The sequence below is a fragment of the Corynebacterium maris DSM 45190 genome, assembly GCF_000442645.1.
GTDB classification, from domain to species: Bacteria; Actinomycetota; Actinomycetes; order Mycobacteriales; family Mycobacteriaceae; genus Corynebacterium; species Corynebacterium maris.
In genome coordinates this window covers 2770031-2787574 of record NC_021915.1, presented here as the reverse complement: position 1 = coordinate 2787574, position 17544 = coordinate 2770031, and the positions used below count along the sequence as shown (strand labels likewise).

At 68.2% G+C, this 17544-nt stretch carries 15 protein-coding genes; 8 read left to right on the top strand and 7 right to left on the bottom strand.

The window, feature by feature from the left end; genetic code table 11:
* Window positions 1-871 precede the first annotated feature (871 nt).
* From rpmH to B841_RS12960, 8 genes are all read left to right on the top strand, one after another.
* Entirely contained in the window at window positions 872-1015 is a 144-nt protein-coding gene (gene rpmH, locus B841_RS12995) for a 50S ribosomal protein L34 (protein WP_020936609.1), read from the top strand.
* 19 nt (window positions 1016-1034) lie between these two features.
* Window positions 1035-1403 (top strand): ribonuclease P protein component, encoded by a 369-nt coding sequence (gene rnpA / locus B841_RS12990; protein WP_041631923.1) that lies wholly within the window; start codon window positions 1035-1037, stop codon window positions 1401-1403.
* Complete coding sequence (gene yidD / locus B841_RS12985) at window positions 1400-1675, top strand: membrane protein insertion efficiency factor YidD (RefSeq protein ID WP_020936607.1); 276 nt, start codon at window positions 1400-1402, stop codon at window positions 1673-1675. The genes rnpA and yidD overlap by 4 nt, the downstream gene beginning before the upstream one ends.
* A 60-nt stretch (window positions 1676-1735) precedes the next feature.
* Entirely contained in the window at window positions 1736-2809 is a 1074-nt protein-coding gene (gene yidC, locus B841_RS12980) for a membrane protein insertase YidC (protein WP_020936606.1), read from the top strand.
* 220 nt (window positions 2810-3029) lie between these two features.
* A complete protein-coding gene (gene rsmG / locus B841_RS12975; protein ID WP_041632422.1) occupies window positions 3030-3659 on the top strand; it encodes a 16S rRNA (guanine(527)-N(7))-methyltransferase RsmG in 630 nt (209 codons plus the stop codon).
* A 120-nt stretch (window positions 3660-3779) separates the two neighbouring features.
* On the top strand, window positions 3780-4763 hold the full coding sequence (locus B841_RS12970) for a ParA family protein (RefSeq protein WP_020936604.1): 984 nt from the start codon (window positions 3780-3782) through the stop codon (window positions 4761-4763).
* Between the two features lie 2 nt (window positions 4764-4765).
* Entirely contained in the window at window positions 4766-5923 is a 1158-nt protein-coding gene (locus B841_RS12965; RefSeq protein WP_041631922.1) for a ParB/RepB/Spo0J family partition protein, read from the top strand.
* 8 nt (window positions 5924-5931) lie between these two features.
* Window positions 5932-6579: a hypothetical protein gene (locus tag B841_RS12960; protein ID WP_020936602.1), complete on the top strand. Its 648-nt coding sequence runs from the start codon at window positions 5932-5934 to the stop codon at window positions 6577-6579.
* 3 nt (window positions 6580-6582) lie between these two features.
* Here B841_RS12960 and B841_RS12955 read toward each other — a convergent pair whose 3' ends face one another.
* The 7 genes from B841_RS12955 to B841_RS13710 all read right to left on the bottom strand — a co-directional run bounded on the left by B841_RS12955 (window position 6583) and on the right by B841_RS13710 (window position 17417).
* The gene (locus tag B841_RS12955; protein ID WP_020936601.1) at window positions 6583-7764 is read right to left on the bottom strand and encodes an N-acetylmuramoyl-L-alanine amidase; all 1182 of its coding nucleotides are present in this window, start codon (window positions 7762-7764) and stop codon (window positions 6583-6585) included.
* Between the two features lie 94 nt (window positions 7765-7858).
* Complete coding sequence (gene trxA, locus B841_RS12950) at window positions 7859-8182, bottom strand: thioredoxin (RefSeq protein ID WP_020936600.1); 324 nt, start codon at window positions 8180-8182, stop codon at window positions 7859-7861.
* 53 nt (window positions 8183-8235) lie between these two features.
* Window positions 8236-9171, bottom strand: a complete 936-nt coding sequence (trxB, locus tag B841_RS12945; RefSeq protein ID WP_020936599.1) for a thioredoxin-disulfide reductase — start codon at window positions 9169-9171, stop codon at window positions 8236-8238.
* Between the two features lie 182 nt (window positions 9172-9353).
* Window positions 9354-10028 (bottom strand): sigma-70 family RNA polymerase sigma factor, encoded by a 675-nt coding sequence (locus B841_RS12940; protein WP_020936598.1) that lies wholly within the window; start codon window positions 10026-10028, stop codon window positions 9354-9356.
* 149 nt (window positions 10029-10177) lie between these two features.
* Entirely contained in the window at window positions 10178-13858 is a 3681-nt protein-coding gene (locus B841_RS12935; RefSeq protein ID WP_020936597.1) for a murein biosynthesis integral membrane protein MurJ, read from the bottom strand.
* 35 nt (window positions 13859-13893) lie between these two features.
* A complete protein-coding gene (locus B841_RS12930) occupies window positions 13894-16374 on the bottom strand; it encodes a hypothetical protein (RefSeq protein ID WP_020936596.1) in 2481 nt (826 codons plus the stop codon).
* A gap of 35 nt (window positions 16375-16409) precedes the next feature.
* Entirely contained in the window at window positions 16410-17417 is a 1008-nt protein-coding gene (locus tag B841_RS13710; RefSeq protein WP_084482056.1) for an NUDIX hydrolase, read from the bottom strand.
* Window positions 17418-17544: the final 127 nt, after the last annotated feature.

The window sequence follows — 17544 nt, the reverse complement described above, 5'->3', positions numbered from 1 at the left end:
ATGTTCCCCGTTCTGGTCGTCGTGTCGGCGGCGCCCGTGAGGAGAGGGCGTCGGTTGGCGGCCTGGATGCCGCAGTGTGTGATGCGACGACGGCGTAGGTACGCCGTCATCGCGCGGAGTGCGCGCAGCTACTGGGTGGTAGATCCTCACAACCTGCTTTAGGGCTGTGACCTTGATGCTCGCACTCTTATCCACATCCTGTGGATAATTTTATGTCACTGAGTTATCCACAGTCTACGCTTTTGGTTGTGGACGGAATAATCGGCGGCATGAACTTTTGTGACCTGCCGATTGTGCGGGTGACTCCGGAGGGCGTCGACCAGCCATGCACAGTTATTCACAGGCGGCTCCTCACAGCTATGTGAATGTGGGTGGTGGCCTTCCATTGTTGTCGAGCGGGCGGAAATGTGGCGGGAGGAGGGGAAACGTCATCTCTATGAAATCTGGCCGCCACTTTTCGGTGGCGACGTTTCCGCGCAGTACGGGTCGGGAAAAACGCGGTGAATTACATGAATGTCGTTTCGGGGACACCCGTCGTGTGCAGCGCCCCCGCCACGCGTGTCGATTTGTTCAGGGTTGTCAATCTCACGTACCCTAAGAGCGTCTGTTACATCCCCGGACAACGCTGACCGGCCTGCGAGGGCAGGTCCGAGAACGTCCGGCGATGTGCTTTGAGAGCGCTCTCGGCACCGAACACCGGGCTGCGGGAGAGGCTCCGGTATGCCGGGCCCGCCGTAGACGTGTGCGGATTGCGCGCGCCGCCGCGAGGTCATTCTGATCCGGTGCGGCACTCATATTTAAATGAACACACTGTCGCTGACGTCGGCCTACCCGTGGGGGACGACGCAAATCACACATAAGGAGCTCCACCATGGCAAAGGGCAAAAAGACGTTCCAGCCGAACAACCGCCGCCGTTCCCGCAAGCACGGCTTCCGCACCCGCATGCGCACCCGCGCCGGCCGCGCCATCGTTTCGGCCCGTCGCCGTAAGGGCCGCGCCAGCGTGACCGCCTAAGCGGAAAGCAGCCGTATCCGTGCTCCCCAAACGGCATAAACTCACCTCGCCGGCCGAATTCAAACGGACCATCAAGGGTGGGCGCCGAGCCGGGAGCCGAACACTGGTTGTGCATGTGCGCGACCGCTCGACCGAACCAGGAGACCCGGACCCGTCGCTGACGGGCGGTCCCCGGTTCGGTCTCGTCGTTTCCAAGGCCATCGGCAATGCGGTGGCCAGGCACTCGACGTCCAGAAAGCTCAGGCACAACGCCCACGCCCTCGTCGACAAGCTGCCGCGGGCGACCGACGTCGTCATCCGCGCACTTCCCGCCGCCGGCGCCTCAGACAGCGCCCAGCTGGCCGCCGACCTGGCGAAAGCCCTGCGTAAAGCAGGCGTTCCGCTGTGAGTGAGGACATCCACTACAACAGCGCCGGGGAAGCGATCCCCACGCCCCGCGGCCCCTTCGCCCGAGGCGCCGTCGCCGCGGTTCGGTTCTACCAAAACAACATCTCCGCCCTTAAGATGATGTCCACCTGTCGTTTCGAACCGACATGCAGCGCGTTTGCGCTGGAGGCCGTGTCCCGGCACGGTTTCGGCCGCGGAATCACCATGGCGGCGGCCAGGCTGAGCAAATGCGGACCCTGGCACCCGGGCGGATACGACCCCGTTCCCACCTAGCGACAGCCCTCCGGCCGGAGACTGTCCCGACGATTTCAGACCAAGGAGCTACGACCAGACGTGCTCAATTTCATCTACTGGCCGATTTCGGCCATCATGTGGTTCTGGCGCGAAGCGCTGAGCATGGTCATGGACCCGCACGCGGGCGTGACCTGGCTGCTTTCCATCGTGCTGTTGACCTGGACCATCAAGGCCCTGCTCGTGTGGCCGACCGTCAAGCAGATCAGGTCCGGACAAAAGACCGCCAAACTCGCGCCGCAGATGAAGGCCATCCGCGAACGCTACAAAAATGACCAGGCCAAGATGGCCGAGGAAACGCAGAAGCTGTACAAGACGGCCGGCGTGAACCCTCTGGCCGGTTGTATCCCGATGCTGGTGCAGATCCCGGTGTTCATCGGCCTGTTCCACGTGCTGCGCTCCTTCAACCGCACCGGTGACGGCTTCGGCGGCCTGGGGTTGACCAACGAGGAAAACCGCAGCATCGGCAACTACATGTTCTCCCCGGAGGACGTGCAGTCCTTCCTCGACGCCCGCGTCTTCGGCGTTCCGCTCTCGGCGTCCATCTCCATGCCGGCGGAACAGTACGAGGCCTTCCAGCCGGTCGACTTCGGCCGTTTCGACATCATCCTCGTCGCCGTGCCCATGGTCCTGCTCGTCGCAACCTTGACCCACCTCACGGCCCGCTACTCGCTGGGCCGCCAGCAGGCGCGTCAGGCCGCCGGCAAGACCAACGCCCCGGCCGGCGACAACGCCGAGATGATGGAGATGCAGCAGCAGATGATGGGCAAGATGATGCTGTGGGTCATGCCCGCCATCACCATCTTCACGGGCTTCATCTGGACCATCGGCCTGCTGGTCTACATGTCCTCCAACGTCCTGTGGTCCTACGTCCAGACCCGTCTGGTCTACCGCATGATCGACCGCGAAGAAGCGGCCGAGGAAGCTGAGAAGGAAGAGCTGCGCCGCGCCAACGCCCCGGTCGTCGGCGCCCGCAAGGTCGAGAAGAAGTCCAAGAAGGAACGCACCGAGGACAACCTCGCCCGCGAGCAGGCGGCCCGCGATGCCGCCCAAGCCCGCCAGCAGGCGCAGAACGCCCGCGCCCAGAGCGGCAAGAAGAAGAAAAAGAAGGGTTAACCGCCCCTCGACGCCCGCCCCGCCCCGGTCTTCGACACCTCTGTCGAAGGCCGGGGTTTTTGGGTGGGTACGCTCGGATAACCCGGTTCGTCGCAAGGCGCGCGCCCCCGCTATCGTGGAGGCCTAGACATCCCAGCGCCTCATCCACGGGGCACCTGAGCCAAAGGAGCATTCTGCAGTGTCAGCCGACAGCGAGAAGATCACCCGGTCCGACGACGCCCTGCCCACCCCGCCCGCCGTGGCCGCCGACGTCTTCGGCGACCGACTGGATCTGGCGATCGCCTACCACCGTTCCCTGGCCACCGACGGATCGGAGCGCGGCTTCATCGGCCCCCGCGAGGTGCCCCGGCTGTGGACCCGCCACATCCTCAACTGCGCCGTGATCGGAGAGGCCTTCGACGAGGGGCTCACCATCGCTGACATCGGCTCGGGCGCCGGCCTGCCGGGCATCCCGCTCGCGATTGCCCGCCCCGACCTGCAGATCCGTCTCATTGAGCCGCTGCTCAAGCGCTCGGTGTATCTGGGTGAGGTCAAGGAGCAGCTGGGGCTGGACAACGTCACCGTCGTGCGCGGCCGTGCCGAGGAACCGCACGTGCGCGAGCTGGGCCAGGTGGACGTGGTGACCTCGCGGGCGGTGGCCCCGCTGGGCAAGCTGACCGGCTGGTCGCTGCCGCTGGCCAAGGTCGGTGGCGCGATGATCGCGATGAAGGGCTCCTCCGTCGGGGAAGAGCTGGAACGGGACCGCGCCCAGATCAGGAAAGCCGGCGGCGGCGACGGCGAGATCTTCACCGTCGGGGCCGACCACCTCGAGGAACCGACCACTTTGATCCGCATCCCGCGGGTGAAGTGACGGACGAAGGGCGTGCTCCGGTTCGGGATAGTGCTCGCGCCTACTAAGATGGAAGGATGACTGCCAGAGGCAGTCTTTGTGAAGTACAGATCGTGAACCGGGAAGGCGGAGAAAGTCTCCATGGAAGACGCGCAGTGGGATGACGACTCCCTGGCAGCGGACGAACGTCGTGCCGCCGAGGTGCGGAAGCTGAACCGTCTGGTGCTGCCGAAGCCGGACGGCCCACGCCTGATCACGGTCGCGAACCAGAAGGGCGGCGTCGGCAAAACGACGTCCACTGTCAACATGGCGGCGGCGTTGGCCACGTACGGCCAAAAAGTGCTGGTCGTCGACCTCGACCCGCAGGGCAACGCCTCCACGGCGCTGGGCGTGGACCATCACGCGGGCGTCATCAGTTCGTACGAGATGCTCATCGGGGAGGCCAACGCGGCCGAAGCCATCCAGATCACCCCGACCAATCCCGACCTGCACTGCATCCCGGCGACGATCGACCTCGCCGGCGCAGAGATCGAGCTGGTCAGCCTGGTCCGTCGGGAATACCGCCTGGCGGACGCCCTGCGCAAGGGCTACGTCGCGGCGGAAGGCTACGACTACATCCTCATCGACTGCCCGCCCTCGCTGGGCCTGCTGACGATCAACGCGATGACCGCGGTCGACGAAGTGATGATCCCGATTCAGAGCGAGTACTACGCCCTGGAGGGCGTGGGGCAGCTGCTCAACAACATCTCGATGATCCGGGAGCACCTGAACACCAGCCTGCACATCTCCGCCGTGCTGCTGACCATGTACGACGGGCGCACCAGGCTCGCCGAAGACGTCAGCACGGAGGTGCGCAAGCAGTTCGGCGACGTGGTGCTGCGCAACATCATCCCGCGTTCGGTGAAGGTCTCTGAGGCGCCCGGGTACGGGCAGACCGTCATCGACTATTCGCCGACGTCCAGCGGGGCAATGGCGTACCTGTCGGCGGCGAAGGAGTTCGCCACCCGCGGCGACTACCAACCGCACGCGTCGACCGGACCGATCGGCGTCAGCCCGGAGATCGCGCGTCAGCTCGACGGCCCGATCAAGCCGGTACACTCAAGTGTCATGAGTGACGAGGAGTAGCTATGGCCAAGGAGAATCGTAGAGGGGGGCTCGGCCGGGGATTGGCCGCGCTGATTCCCTCCGCGCCCGTCGAAGAGACGAACGACAAGTCCAACCCGTCGCTGGGCGACGGCGCGGCGGACGTGATCATCGGCGGCACCAAGGGCGCCCGCAACGCGCAGGTGCCGGGCGCGCCCGTCTTCGGCGGCGGCCGCGCTTCCCGCGAGACGCCCGCCACCATGCGCCGGGTCGTCCAGCAGAGGCCGCCGGAGGCCACGGAGGAATCCGAAGCAGGGGACGTCGCCGCTTCCGCCCAGTCAGACCCCCGCGCCCACGAGCAGGCGCAAGACGAGGGGCAGTCCGGCAACGACTTCGGCGCCACCTACCGGGAGATCGGCGTCGGGGAGATCCGGCCGAACGAGAAGAACCCCCGGCAGGTCTTCGATCACGAGGAACTCGCCGAGTTAGTGCATTCGGTCCGCGAGTTCGGTCTGCTGCAGCCGATTGTGGTCCGCCGCGACGCGGACGACGACGGTTACGAGATCATCATGGGCGAGCGTCGTTGGCGCGCCGCAGCTAAGGCCGGGCTGCGTACCATCCCGGCGATCGTGCGCGACACCGACGACAGCGACATGCTGCGCGACGCCCTGCTGGAGAACATCCACCGGGTGCAGCTCAACCCGCTGGAAGAGGCGGCCGCGTACGAGCAGCTGCTGGAGGAGTTCAACGTCACGCAGACGGAGCTGGCGGACCGGCTCGGCCGCTCCCGTCCAGTGATCACCAACATGCTGCGTCTGCTCCAGCTGCCGGTCAGCGTGCAGCGCCGCGTCGCCGCCGGAGTGCTCTCCGCCGGCCATGCCCGGGCCATCCTGGGCCTGAAGGCGGGTGCGCACGCACAGGCGGAGCTGGCGGACCGCGTCATCGCCGAAGGGCTCAGCGTCCGCGCCACGGAAGAGGTCGTCACCCTGGCCAACCGCGACGGGCAGCTGCCGGATGAGACCCCGGCCCGCGCACCCGTCGAGCAGCCCGCCGCCCTTAATGAGGCGGCCGAGCAGTTGGCCGACGTGTGGGACACGAAGGTGTCGGTGACCATGGGCAAGCGCAAGGGCAAGATCGTGGTCGAGTTCGGCGACCAAGAAGATTTTGAGCGCATCATGCAGCTCATCCGGGGAGAGAGCTAGCCCCGATCATGGACGCCCGCCTGTCACCGCTGACCGCGCAGACCGCCGGGGGAATTCACCTGCAGGCCGCGCGGAGCGTGTTCTGGGAGTTGGAACCGGAGCTGGCGCGGCGTGTGGCGAAGGCGGGCAACGCGCCCTTCGAAAAAGAAGTCTGGCTGTCGACGGTCTTGCTGACCTTCGGCGCCTGCGGTTTCAACATCGGCTTCCCGCGCTCCGAAGTGCCCCGCCGCCGGGCGCGGGCGACGGTGCTGTACTGCCCGCGCGAGGACGCCCCAGGCGCCCGGCAGCTGCCGACGGCCCCCGTCAGTGAGGACGCGGCGGTGGTGACGTCGTTGTTCATCGACCCCGGCTTCGAGGGCACCGGACTGGAGGCGGTGCTGATGGACGCCGCGATCATGGACCTGCTGCAAAAAGGAGTCGAGGCCGTGGAAGCCTTCGGCTGGCGCAAAGACGCCGAAGATCCCTTGCCCATGGCGGAAAAACCACAGGACATCGGCCTGATTGACGCAGCGGTGCTGGAGTCCGCGGGCTTTGAGGTCGTCCGCGACCACCCGGTTCTGCCGCGGCTGCGCCTGGAGATGCCTCCGGCGAAAGGGTTGCTCTCTGCGGAGGCGGTGGAAAAGCTCCTCTCGGGCGCGGAGGCGCACGTGAGCTGACCTTTAAGCCTGTTCGGCGGCCAGCAGCTCTTCGAAACGGTAGGTGCCGGTGGCCATGTCGTCCTCATCCAGCAGGTACAGGCGCTTGATCGCCACCACGATCGCCTCCGAGATGGCGTCGCGCGTCGCCGGATCGGTCAGGGCCTTCACGTCGTTAGGGTTACTGAGATAACCCAGGAACAGCTCCACGGTGGGCATCTCCGTCAGGCGGAGAATGTCCCACGTGCGCGCGTGGTTGCCGCAGTTGATCAGTTTGGTGCGGGCGACGATCTCGCGCTGAATGTAACCGGAGAACATCTCCCCGGTCATGGAGGACGACCCGATCTCGGAGCCGAAGTAGAAGCTGGCCACACCGGAGGCCTTCTCGTTCGGGTAGGAGTCGAACCGCAGGCTGATCATCAAATCCGCGTCGAAGGCGTTGGCGATGTCGGCTCGGTCGCGGGTGCTGGGGTCGTCGCCGCGCTGCCGGGAGATGATCGTCTCCATGCCCGTGGAGATCATGCGCCCCTCGGTGCGTTTGGCGACGTCCCAGAGCAGCTCCTCTTCGGTGACGTCGCCGTACTTGCCGGAGACGGTCATGCCGGTGGTGGCGCCACCCAACCCGGGGTCGATGACGACGCGTTTGCCGGCGAGCTGGGGGCCGGCGTCGCGGACGTGCTCGCGTTCGCGGATGCGCAGCGGAGAGCCGCCGGTGATGCGACGCCCCAGCAGGGACAGCGCGCGCAGCGTCTTCGGCCCGCAGACGCCGTCCTTCTGCAGCCCGGAGTTGAGCTGGTAACTGCGCAGCGCCTCATGGGTGTACGGGCCGAAGTGCCCGTCGATGCGATGAACGTAGAAGCCCAGCTCCTGCAGCTGATTTTGCAGCTGGGAGACGTCGTCGCCGATCAGCTCCTGGTTCGGCTGATACTGCAGGACGCGCGCACCGAGGCGGTACGAGGCGTGGCGCAGCTCGCGCAGGGTGGTCTCGTCGATCTTGCCGCTGGGCACGATGCCGCGCGACTGCTGGAAAGCCTTGAGCACTTCAGCGAGGTCATCGTCGAAGAGTTTATCGTCCTCGCTGAAGCTACGGGTCTTCCACTTGCTCACGTCGCCTTCAAAGGACGCGAGCAAACCGAGACCGGCGAGAGTGGTGCGCACTTCGGCGACCCGTGGGCTGGACTCGCCGGGTCGAATGCTGTCCGTCACCGAACTACCTCCTTGGCCGTGTGGTGTGCGGCTGCAAACCGGTGTGGAAAGTACTTGATGGAGTAAGTACTTATGATCTTAACTAGACTAGCAGTTACAGCTGGGCTTGAATCTTATCGACGATCTCGTGCTTCGGACGCAGACCGATGACTTCATCGACCTTCTCCCCGTCCTTGAAAAACAGCACCGCCGGGATGGACATGATCTGGAACATCGCGCCGAGCGTACGCTCGTCGTCGACGTTGACCTTGGCCACGGTGACTTGGTCGCCCATCTCCGCCGCGATCTCCTCGAGCATCGGCGAGAGCTTCTTGCAGGGCCCGCACCATTCCGCCCAGAAATCCACGACGACCGGCGTGTCTGATTCGACGACGACCTCGCGGAACGTGTCCTGTGTGACGTCGATGACGTTGCTCATGTTTTCCTCCTGAAGTCTTTTTCGTCTTCTGCCTGGAAGTCTACGGTTATTATCTACGCGTCGAGCTCGGTGAGGTAGGCCTCGGCGTCCAGCGCGGCCTTGCAGCCGGAGCCGGCGGCGGTCACGGCCTGCTGGTAGTGGTCGTCCACCAAGTCGCCGGCGGCGAAGACGCCCGCCACGCTGGTGACGGTGGACGGCTGCTCGACCTCGACGTAACCGTTCTCGTCGAGCGTCAGCTGGCCGTCGAGGAAAGTCGAACGCGGGTCGTGGCCGATGGCGACGAACATCGCGGAGACGTCCAGCTCGGAGATCTCGTCGGTGGTGGTGTCGCGCAACTTCAGGCCGCCGACCTTGCCGTCGTTCTCCTCCACCGAGTCGACGACCTTGTTGGTCACCAGCTCGATTTTCTCGTTCTGCTTCGCGCGATCCAGCATGATCTGGGAGGCGCGGAATTCTTCGCGGCGGTGGATGACGGTGACCTTCTCCGCGAACTTCGTCAGGAACAACGCGTCGGTCATGGCGGTGTCGCCGCCGCCGACGACGGCGATGTGCTGGCCCTTGAAGAAGAAGCCGTCACAGGTGGCGCAGTAGGACACGCCGCGGCCGGTCAGCTGCTGCTCGCCCGGCACGCCTAGGTGCCGCGGCGCGGAACCGGTGGCCAGGATGACGGAACGGGCCTGGTACTCCTCGTCGCCGACGTAGATCTTCTTCATCTCGCCGGAGAGGTCGACGCGGTCGACGAGCTCCATGCGCAGGTCGGCGCCGAAGCGGATGGCCTGCGAACGCATCTCCTCCATGAGCTCCGGGCCCATGATGCCCTTCTGGAAGCCCGGGTAGTTCTCCACCTCGGTGGTGTTCATCAGCTCGCCGCCGTACTCGTAGCCCTCGAAGACGATGGGCTTGAGCTCAGCGCGGGCGGCGTACAGGGCGGCGGTGTAACCGGCCGGGCCGGATCCGATGATGGCGACCTCGTGGATGGCGTCGGACATGAACTGGCGTCTCCTTAGCTGTGCGCGGGCCGCACGGGCGGGCCCACAACGATTCAGGGGAAATATACGGCTCGCTCGAGGCGGCGCGGCACGCGGCAGCGCGGTGCGAACCTATGGACTGCCAGACATTGTATAGCCCGAGGCAACGAAAGTACGAGACGCTCACCGCCCTGTAAGCGGAGTCACTGCACAGCGGCCCCGTCTCCGAGAGCGGCCAACGCGTCGGCCAGCGCCACCCGCCCCCGCGCCCGGCGGGACTTGATGGTGCCGGGCTGCACGCCCTCCGACTCCGCGACGGAGGTGACCGTGTACCCGGCCCCGTCCACGGCGAGCAACGCGGTGCGCTGCTCCGGGCGCAGCGTCTCCAGCGCCGCGCGCAGCATCATCGCCGTCTCGTGCTCGGAGTGCGGGTCGTGGGCCAACCGGTCCTGGTAATCATGTGCCGCGTCATCCTGGTCCAACGTGGAGATTTCCCGCCGGAAGCGGTGGTTGCGGAAGTCATAGCCGGCGTTCATGACGAGTCGGTGCAACCACGTGCTCAAGGTGGCCTCCGCCCGGTAGGAGTCCAGGTTGCGGGAGGCCTTGAACAACGCGTCCTGCAGAATGTCCTCGGCGTCGTCCTCGTTGCCCGCGGTGTAGCGGCGGGCCACCCACAACAGGCGGGCGCGGTGGCGTTCCACGATGGTGGAAAACGCGCTGACGTCGCCGCTGAGGAAGTCTGCGACGAGGTCCATGTCGGACTCGTCGGGAAGTTCCCGGTTCTCGGCGCGTTCGGCGTCGTTGAAGTCGGCGAATAATTGTCGTCTGCGGGCACGTTCTGCGGGTGTGATCTGCGGTCGCGCAGCTGGTTCGGCCATGATTTTCCCCCCGAAAAATGCTGTTGGCGTACACCACGCATCGTATCGGCGGAAGCACCGTCGGGAGGCCGGGAAATCCCATTGAGATAGGCACGCCCGGGGAACCCTCGGCGCGTGCGGGAAGCGCCGAGGGGGTAAAGGACGCCGGGTTAAGGCTCGGTCATCTCCTCCGACGCCTCAGCCTCCCGCTCGGCGTCGTCGCGGGCGTCGGTGACGGCGTCCGAGGTCGCGGTGCGTCCGACGACGGCGACCTCGGAGACGGTCACGGAGTTTGCGACGGCGCTGCTGGGCAGTTCGGTGATCCAGAAGATCACCCCGTCGGCGGGCGGGGTGTGTTCCGCCAGTTCGATGTTGTTGCGGCCGGTGTGCAGTTCCCCCTCGGCCACGCGCGGCAGCTCGGCGAGGTCGGAGACCTCGTTGGCGGCGACGTCTTCCGGCAGGGCGTAGACGGAGAAACGGGTGCCCGCGGACGGGGACTGCACCAGCAGGTGATCCAGCAGCACCGGATCGGCGGTGGACAGCGCCAGTCCGATGCCCGGTTTCGTGCCGAGTCCCTGCGGGTACTCGTCGGAGGTCCACTGGGTGTCGGTGTCCTGGTCGGTGAGGTAGGCGGCGTCCTCCGGGTTGTCGGCGGCCGGGTTCTGCCCGGCGGCCTGCCAGATGGAGACCGCCTCGATGTCCTGCAGGATCGGCAGCTGGGGCGGGGCCGCGTTCTGCCGCTCGCCCTGGATGGAGTCGGTGCTCACGGGAGATTGCTCGCTGTCGCCGCCGATCAGCCCGGCGAGGAAGGTGGTGGCCGCGGCGATGAGGGAGACGAAGAGAATCGCCGTCACCACGATCAGGGCCATGCCGGAGCGGGAGTAACCGCGCGAGCCGAAGCCGCCCTTGAGCTGCTTCGGCGCGTCGGCGGCGTCACTGGCGACCGCCAGGTGCGGCGCCGCGCCGAGACTCTGGCGATCGTCGTCGGACGCGTCTGCCACGTCGGTTTCTGCCGCGACGTCTGTGCCGACCTCGGTGTAGGAGCCGAAGGTGTGCAGGCGGGAAGACAGGTCGCGGATCTTGGGGTTGCCGGTCTGTTCCTCATTGGCTTCCTGGGCGGCGGCCTGGTCCTCCTCGGATTCGTCGGCGACGGCGCGGGCGTCGACGGCGAGCTGGGCCAGCGTCGGGTCGACCTCGCCGCCGTCTTCGGCGGAGGCGCCGGCGAGCAGCCTGATGGCGGAGGCCAGCCCGGAGGCGTCGCGGTGGACGGTGGCCTCCGGCAGGACCGCCGGGAAGGCGAGTACCGCCGTGCCGTCGCGGGAGATGCGCAGGCGCGAGGAGTTGTCCAGGCCCAGCGGGGTGCCGGCGGCCTCGGCGTCGGCGACGACGTCCGCCAGCGGCGCCAGGGCGTAGGCCACGGCGTGCGGGTTGAGCTCGGTGGGGTCGTCCGGGTCGGTGCCCGACTGGGCGACGGTGCGCAGCGGCAGCCCGTCCACCCAATCCGAGACGATCAGGCAACCGGAGCGGTAGCCGAGGATGCGGATGTTGTCCGCCACGGCCGGGTGGTCCAGCTTGCCCAGCCGGCGGGTGTTGCGGGCGACCTCGGCGGCGACCTTGGCGGCCTCCGCGGTGGTGCGCGGGGCCAGCGGCGCCTGTCCGGAGGTGTCCACGAAGGTCAGCGCCACCTGTTTGCCGCTCTCGGCTTCGACGGCTTGCCAGAAGCGTGCGCCCGGCACGGAGCCGTGGTCGGCGATGAGGCGGAACCGGCCGTCGGAGACCGGGGCGCCCGGCACCAGCCGCGGGCCGCGGACCACGCCGGCGGACATCGGGGGCGGTACCGGCGAGGAGTTGAAGCTGTCTTGGGCGAAGAGCTGTTCGGACAGGTCCCGGGCGTCGGCCGCGGCGATGTCGATGGCCTTGTCCTCGTCCGGGGTGATCACCTTGTTCAGTCCCGGGATGCGCGTCAGCATGCGGCCGACGTTCTGGACCTCCGGCAACCCGGACTTGGCCAGGACGACGCCGGTGACGATGACGAACACCACTCCGGCGACGGCCAGTTCGACGAGGGTGCCGATGGACAGGTGGAACCCCGTGAGCACAGGCTCCAGCGCGAAGCTCAGCGCCCAGCGCACCAGCACCGCGGCGGCTATGCCGACCAGCCCGGCGGCCAGCGCCCACGCGGAGGTGCGCAGCACCGTGCGTGAGCCCAGGGGGCCGAGCTTGCGGCGCAGCAGCAGGGAGCCGATGACGGCGCCCGCCACGAAGCCGAAGCCGTTGGCCGCGGCCAACAGGATCACCACCAGCGTCGGGCTGGCGGCCACCAGTGGCGCGAGGTAGCTGAGCACGATCTTCGTGGCGGTGATGCCGGCGATGATGAACGTCGGGGTCCAGGCCTCTTCGCGGGCGTAGAACACGCGCAGGTGCAACATCACCAGGGCGTACGGGATCAGCGTGAACGCCGAGAAACTGATGGACAGGCCGAGGACGTAGGCCTCCTGGAAGTCCAGGGAGCCGTAGTGGAACAGACCGACGCCGATGTCCGGGCCGAAGGCGGTCATGAACACGATGATCGGGATGATGGCGATGAACGTCAGCTTCGTCGCCAGGGAAAGGTCCCGGATCACGCCCGCGTCGTCGCCGGCCGCCGCGTTGCGCGACAGCCGCGGCATGATCGCCGTCACCAGGGTCACGCCGATGATGCCGTAGGGCACCTGCAGCAGCAGCCAGGCCTGCGAATAGATGTAGGGGGCCGCCTCGTCGGCGCCGGAGGCCACACGGGTGGTCACGATCAAGCCGAGCTGGCTGATGGCCACGTAGACGATGATCGCGACGGCCATGCCGCCGAATTGCTTCAACCGGGCGTCGATGCCCCACAACGGGCGCAGATTCACGCCGGCCGTCTTCAGCGCGGGCAGCATGATCGCGCACTGCGCGACCACGCCCAGGGTCGTGCCCAGGCCGAGCAACACCACGTGCGGGTCCAGCAGGTTCACCGGGGCGGCGGGGTTGATCGATCCCGGCAGCAGCCCGTACAGCAGGAGCGTGGCGATGGCGATGACGTTGTTGAGCACCGGCGCCCACGCGCCCGGCTTAAAGATCTCCTTGGTGTTGAGCACCGCCATGAACAGGGAGAACAGCCCGTAGAAGAAGATCTGCGGCAGCAGCAGGTAGGCGAAGGACGTGGCCAGCTCCACGTTGACCTGGCCGTCTTCGCGCAGTTGGATGCGGGTGAGGAAGGGCGCCGCGAGCACCGCGGCGACCGCCACTATGCCCATCAGCGTGATGGTCAGGGTGAACAGCCGGCGGATGAAGGCGGCGCCCCGGTCGGGGTCCTCTCTTTCCGCCCGTACGAGCACGGGCACGACCAGGGAGGTCATGACGCTGCCGAGGACAATCTCGGTGATCATGTTCGGCAGCGTGTTCGCCGTGGTGAACGCCGAGGCGACGGCGCCGCCGAGCATCGCGCCGATGAGCAGGTTCCGGATGAAGCCGGTGATGCGCGAGATCAGCGTCGCGATCGCCATCGACCCGGTCGAGGCGACGACCTGCCGGTCGGAGGTCTTGCCGTCGCCCGCCCGGACGGGGTCCGCGGCCTGGTTCTCGCCGCCGACGTCCGAGGCCGGCGCCGCCGGAGGGGCCGCGGGGGCGGGGGCCGTGGCGGTGGCCGCCCCCGCCGTGGGGGCGGTGGTCAGCGACGACCGGTCGAGGCGGGCGCCGTCTTCCGGCTCCGGGTCGATCAGCGGTTTCGGAGCGGTCGTGGGGACGGGGGCCGGCGGCGACGGCGTGACGATGCGACGACGCAACCCCGCGGGCTGCGGGGTGCGGTTCTCATCGGTGGAAGGTGTGCTCACTGGCACTCCAATCTCGGTCGAAGGCGGGTCGGAGGTTACTGGGCGGCGTCATCGGGGGCCGGGGCCCGGGGTCTGTCCGCGCCCTTCTTGCGTCGTTGGCGGCCGAAGCGCATGACCAGCGCCAGCCCCATCACCACGATGAGCAGGGCCACCAGCACGACCAGCCCGGCGGTGCCGGTGCGGGTCTGCACGGAAATGTCCACCGGCGAAGAAATCGGCGCGCCGTCGGGCGTGGCCAACCACAGGCTGATCTGCGTCTGGTCCTGATCCGACGGGATGTCCGCGGTCATCTGCACGGTGATGGACCCCGCCGCCGGAATTAGGACGGTGCCCGGCCGGTTCAACCGGATGGCGTCGTCCGGGTCGGTGGCGGCGTAGGCGATGGTCGCCTCCACGGGCAGCGGCAGCCGGTTCTCCGCGACCAGCAACAGCGGAGAGGATTCGGAGGCGCGGGTGTAGACGTTGCCCGGCGGCAGCAGCGCCACCGAACCACGCAGCTCCTGGATCGTGTCGCGGTTGGCGTTCAGCTCCCGGGAGGCGCGGGCGACGGCGTCGTCGTAACCGCCCAGGGAGTTGCGCCCGGTGGCGGCTAGGGCGTTGAGCAGCTCATGGCGCAGCGGCTGAGTGAAGCCGTAGCGGGTGAGCGCGATGGCGGGGTCGTTGACCATCAGCCGCGTCAGGTCGTCGAGGTAGCCGGCCTGCTGGCTGGCCTGGATGATTTCGGTGTCGGTGATGACCGAAGGATCCGGGAACGGGGCACCGGGTTCGGCGCCTTCGGCCAGGGCCGCGGGAGAGCCGTTCGGGGTCAGGTACGCCCCGAGCGCGAGCGGCTCGGCGGCGCCGTCGGCGAGCACGCCGGCGGCGGCGGACAACAACCGGCGCGCGGAATCCGGGTCGAGGGTGGGCGGCAGCATGGCCAGCACCGGGTCCGGGGCCGACTCGGCGGCGGGCGGGGCGGTGTTCTCGGCCACCGTCAACCGCAGCGCGGAGGCGGCGGAGGCCGCCCGGGAGTACTCGGAGTCGACCCGGTAGTCGTAGCGGGTCGCGGTGTTGGAGTACCCGACCGTCAGCGGCTGTCGCCCGACCGTGGCCAACGTGGCGGCGAGCGAACCCTGGTAGCGCACCGCGTGGACGTTGGGGGCGAGCTCGACGAAACGGGGATCGATCGCCTCCTCGTCCCCGGCCTGGGCCGGGGCGGGGACGGTGTTGTCCGCCACCAGCACGCGCACCGGGTTCCGCGCCTCCGGGGCCGCGCCGCCCGCCCCGTCCTCGGCGGCCGCGCCGGAACTGTGGTCGGCCCACCCGGCGGCGTCGACGACGGCCGGGTCCACGTACCCGCCCGGGGCGATGACCGTGTTGGTCACCCCGGTTGTTCCGAGGGCCTCCTGGAGAACGCCCGGGCCCCGGCCGATCGCCTCATTCATCAGCGCGGCGTCATCCGCGTCGGCGACGGCGCGCAGATCCGTGTTGGCCCACGGCAGGCTGACGACGCAACCCTCGGCGGCCACGGCGCGCACCCGCTCGAGCCACGCCTGCGCGTCCTCCACGCCCCGGCCGGGATCCGAGGCGGCGGACTCGTCGTCCTGGGTCCAGGAATCGCGCAACCGCTGCGGAGCCTGCAGATCAGGACGGTCGGGCGCGACCCGATAGCCGTCACTCATCCGGTCCACGACGCTGACCAACGCCGGATCCAGCGCCAGACAAGAAGCATGGAAAAGCTCGAGGGAACCGCCGGCGCCGACGGTCGCGTCCTCGTAGACGCGCAACAGCTCATCGAGGCGGCCCCCGTCGGCCAGCTGCCCGGCGAGCTGCTCACTGCGCAACAGCAACGGCGGATCCGCCACGGCCTCGCCGGTCTCCCCCGGCGTGACGTCGACCTCGGCGGTGACCGGGTACACCAGGCTGAACGGCGGCACGGACGCCGCCGCCTCCTCCTCGGCGTCCCCGGCCGAGCCAGGGTCCTCTGCGGACAGGAGGAAACGTTCCGTCGTGACGGAGCCATCTACCCCGCGCAGGGCGAACATGACCGGGTACACCCCGGCGTCCCGGATGGTCAGGGTGCCGTCCGCGCCGGGAGCGGTCGGCACCGTGAGATTCACGGTGCGGGACTCCCCCGGCGCCAGCACCTCGTCCTGGACGGCGGTCAGGCCGTACCAGGCGTACTGGGAGTCGTGGGCGGCCAGCGCCTGGCGGGCGTCCGCGGCGCTGCCGACGGGTTGGGCGCGCCGGGCGCTGAGCTCCAGGCCGGAGACCGGCTCGTCGGAGGTGTTGCGCAGCGTGAGCGAGACGCTGAGGTCGGAACCGGCGGCCACCGGGCCGGAGTCCATCGTGGGCGAGCCGCTCAGCTGCAAGGACACTGGGATTTCGGTCTCCCCCGGCCGGATCGCCGGGTTCACCCAGGTGGTGGCCACCGCCGGATCGGCCGGGCTGGTGGGGGCCGGCAGGGCGTCCGCCTGCGGGACGCCGCCCGCGGGGGCCGCTGCGGCGACGACGGCTGCGGCCAGGGTGGCGGCCACAGTCCGCACCCTGGCCTTCATCCGGCGCAGCCGAGTCACCTCGGCGTCGCCCTTCCCTCGGCCCGCTCCTTCCGCGCCAGCTCCGGCAGCCGATCGTGGGCGATGCGCGCCAGTTTTCTTTCGTCGGCGTAGGCCAGATGCTCGATGAGCTCGCTCGCCGGGATCCAGGCGACCTCGGTCACCTCCGGGTCCTCGTCGTTGAGCTCGCCGTCGACGTAACGCAGCAAGTGGTGGTAGACGGTCTTGTGGATGCGCACGCCCTCGGAGACGAACCAGTAGTCGATGACGCCGAGCTCGGCGAGGACCGTGCCGTAGATGCCGGTCTCCTCCCACACCTCGCGTTCGGCGGTGGAGAACTGCTCCTCCCCCGGTTCCACGTGCCCCTTGGGCATCGACCACAGCAGGCGGCCGCGCCGGTCGAGACGACCGATCAAGGCGACGTAGATCAAGGAGAGATCCACCTCGCCGTCGTCGCCGACGGCCTCGGCGAGCCCGGAGATGACCAGGCCGCCGGCGCTGGTCTCGTCGCGGGTGGTCATGCGTGAATCGTGGCGCCGCCCGCCCCGGGACGGGGCGCCCCGGCCCCGCTGATTACGGGCGTTGCGCCCGCCCCGCGAGGTTTTCGACGGCCGCCCGGACCGGCTCTTCGAGCCAGTCTTCTCGGACTTCTCGCCTGCGTTCTGCCTGCTCTGGGTCTCTTTCGTCGGAGACGATCCGCCCTGGCCGCCGCGCCGGCGACGCGAGCGGTTCCGGCCACGCGAACGCTTCGCGCCGCCGCCGGACTGCCCGGCCTTCTCGTCCTTGCCGGATTCTTTGTGTGCTTCGCCCGCGGCGCCCTGCTGTTGTGACTGCTGGGGACCGCCGTGAGCGTTCTTCCCGCTGTGGGCACGACGACGCGAGCGGCGGCGCCCGCGCCGTCGCTGAGTGTTCTGCGAATTGCCGCCGCCCTGGTCAGACGCCTGCGCGTCCCCGCCGGTGGGGCGCGACGAATTCGCCGGCCCGGAACCGGGCTTCGCCGATCCCGTCCGATCGTTGTCGTTCATTCTTCGCATCGTATCCGCCACCGACCCCTTTCGGTACTTCCCGCACCGCGTCCGGGATGGTTCGGAACCAACCAAATCCCCCGCTAAGCTAACGCGCGTGACATCTATCGAGCCGACCGACCTCAGC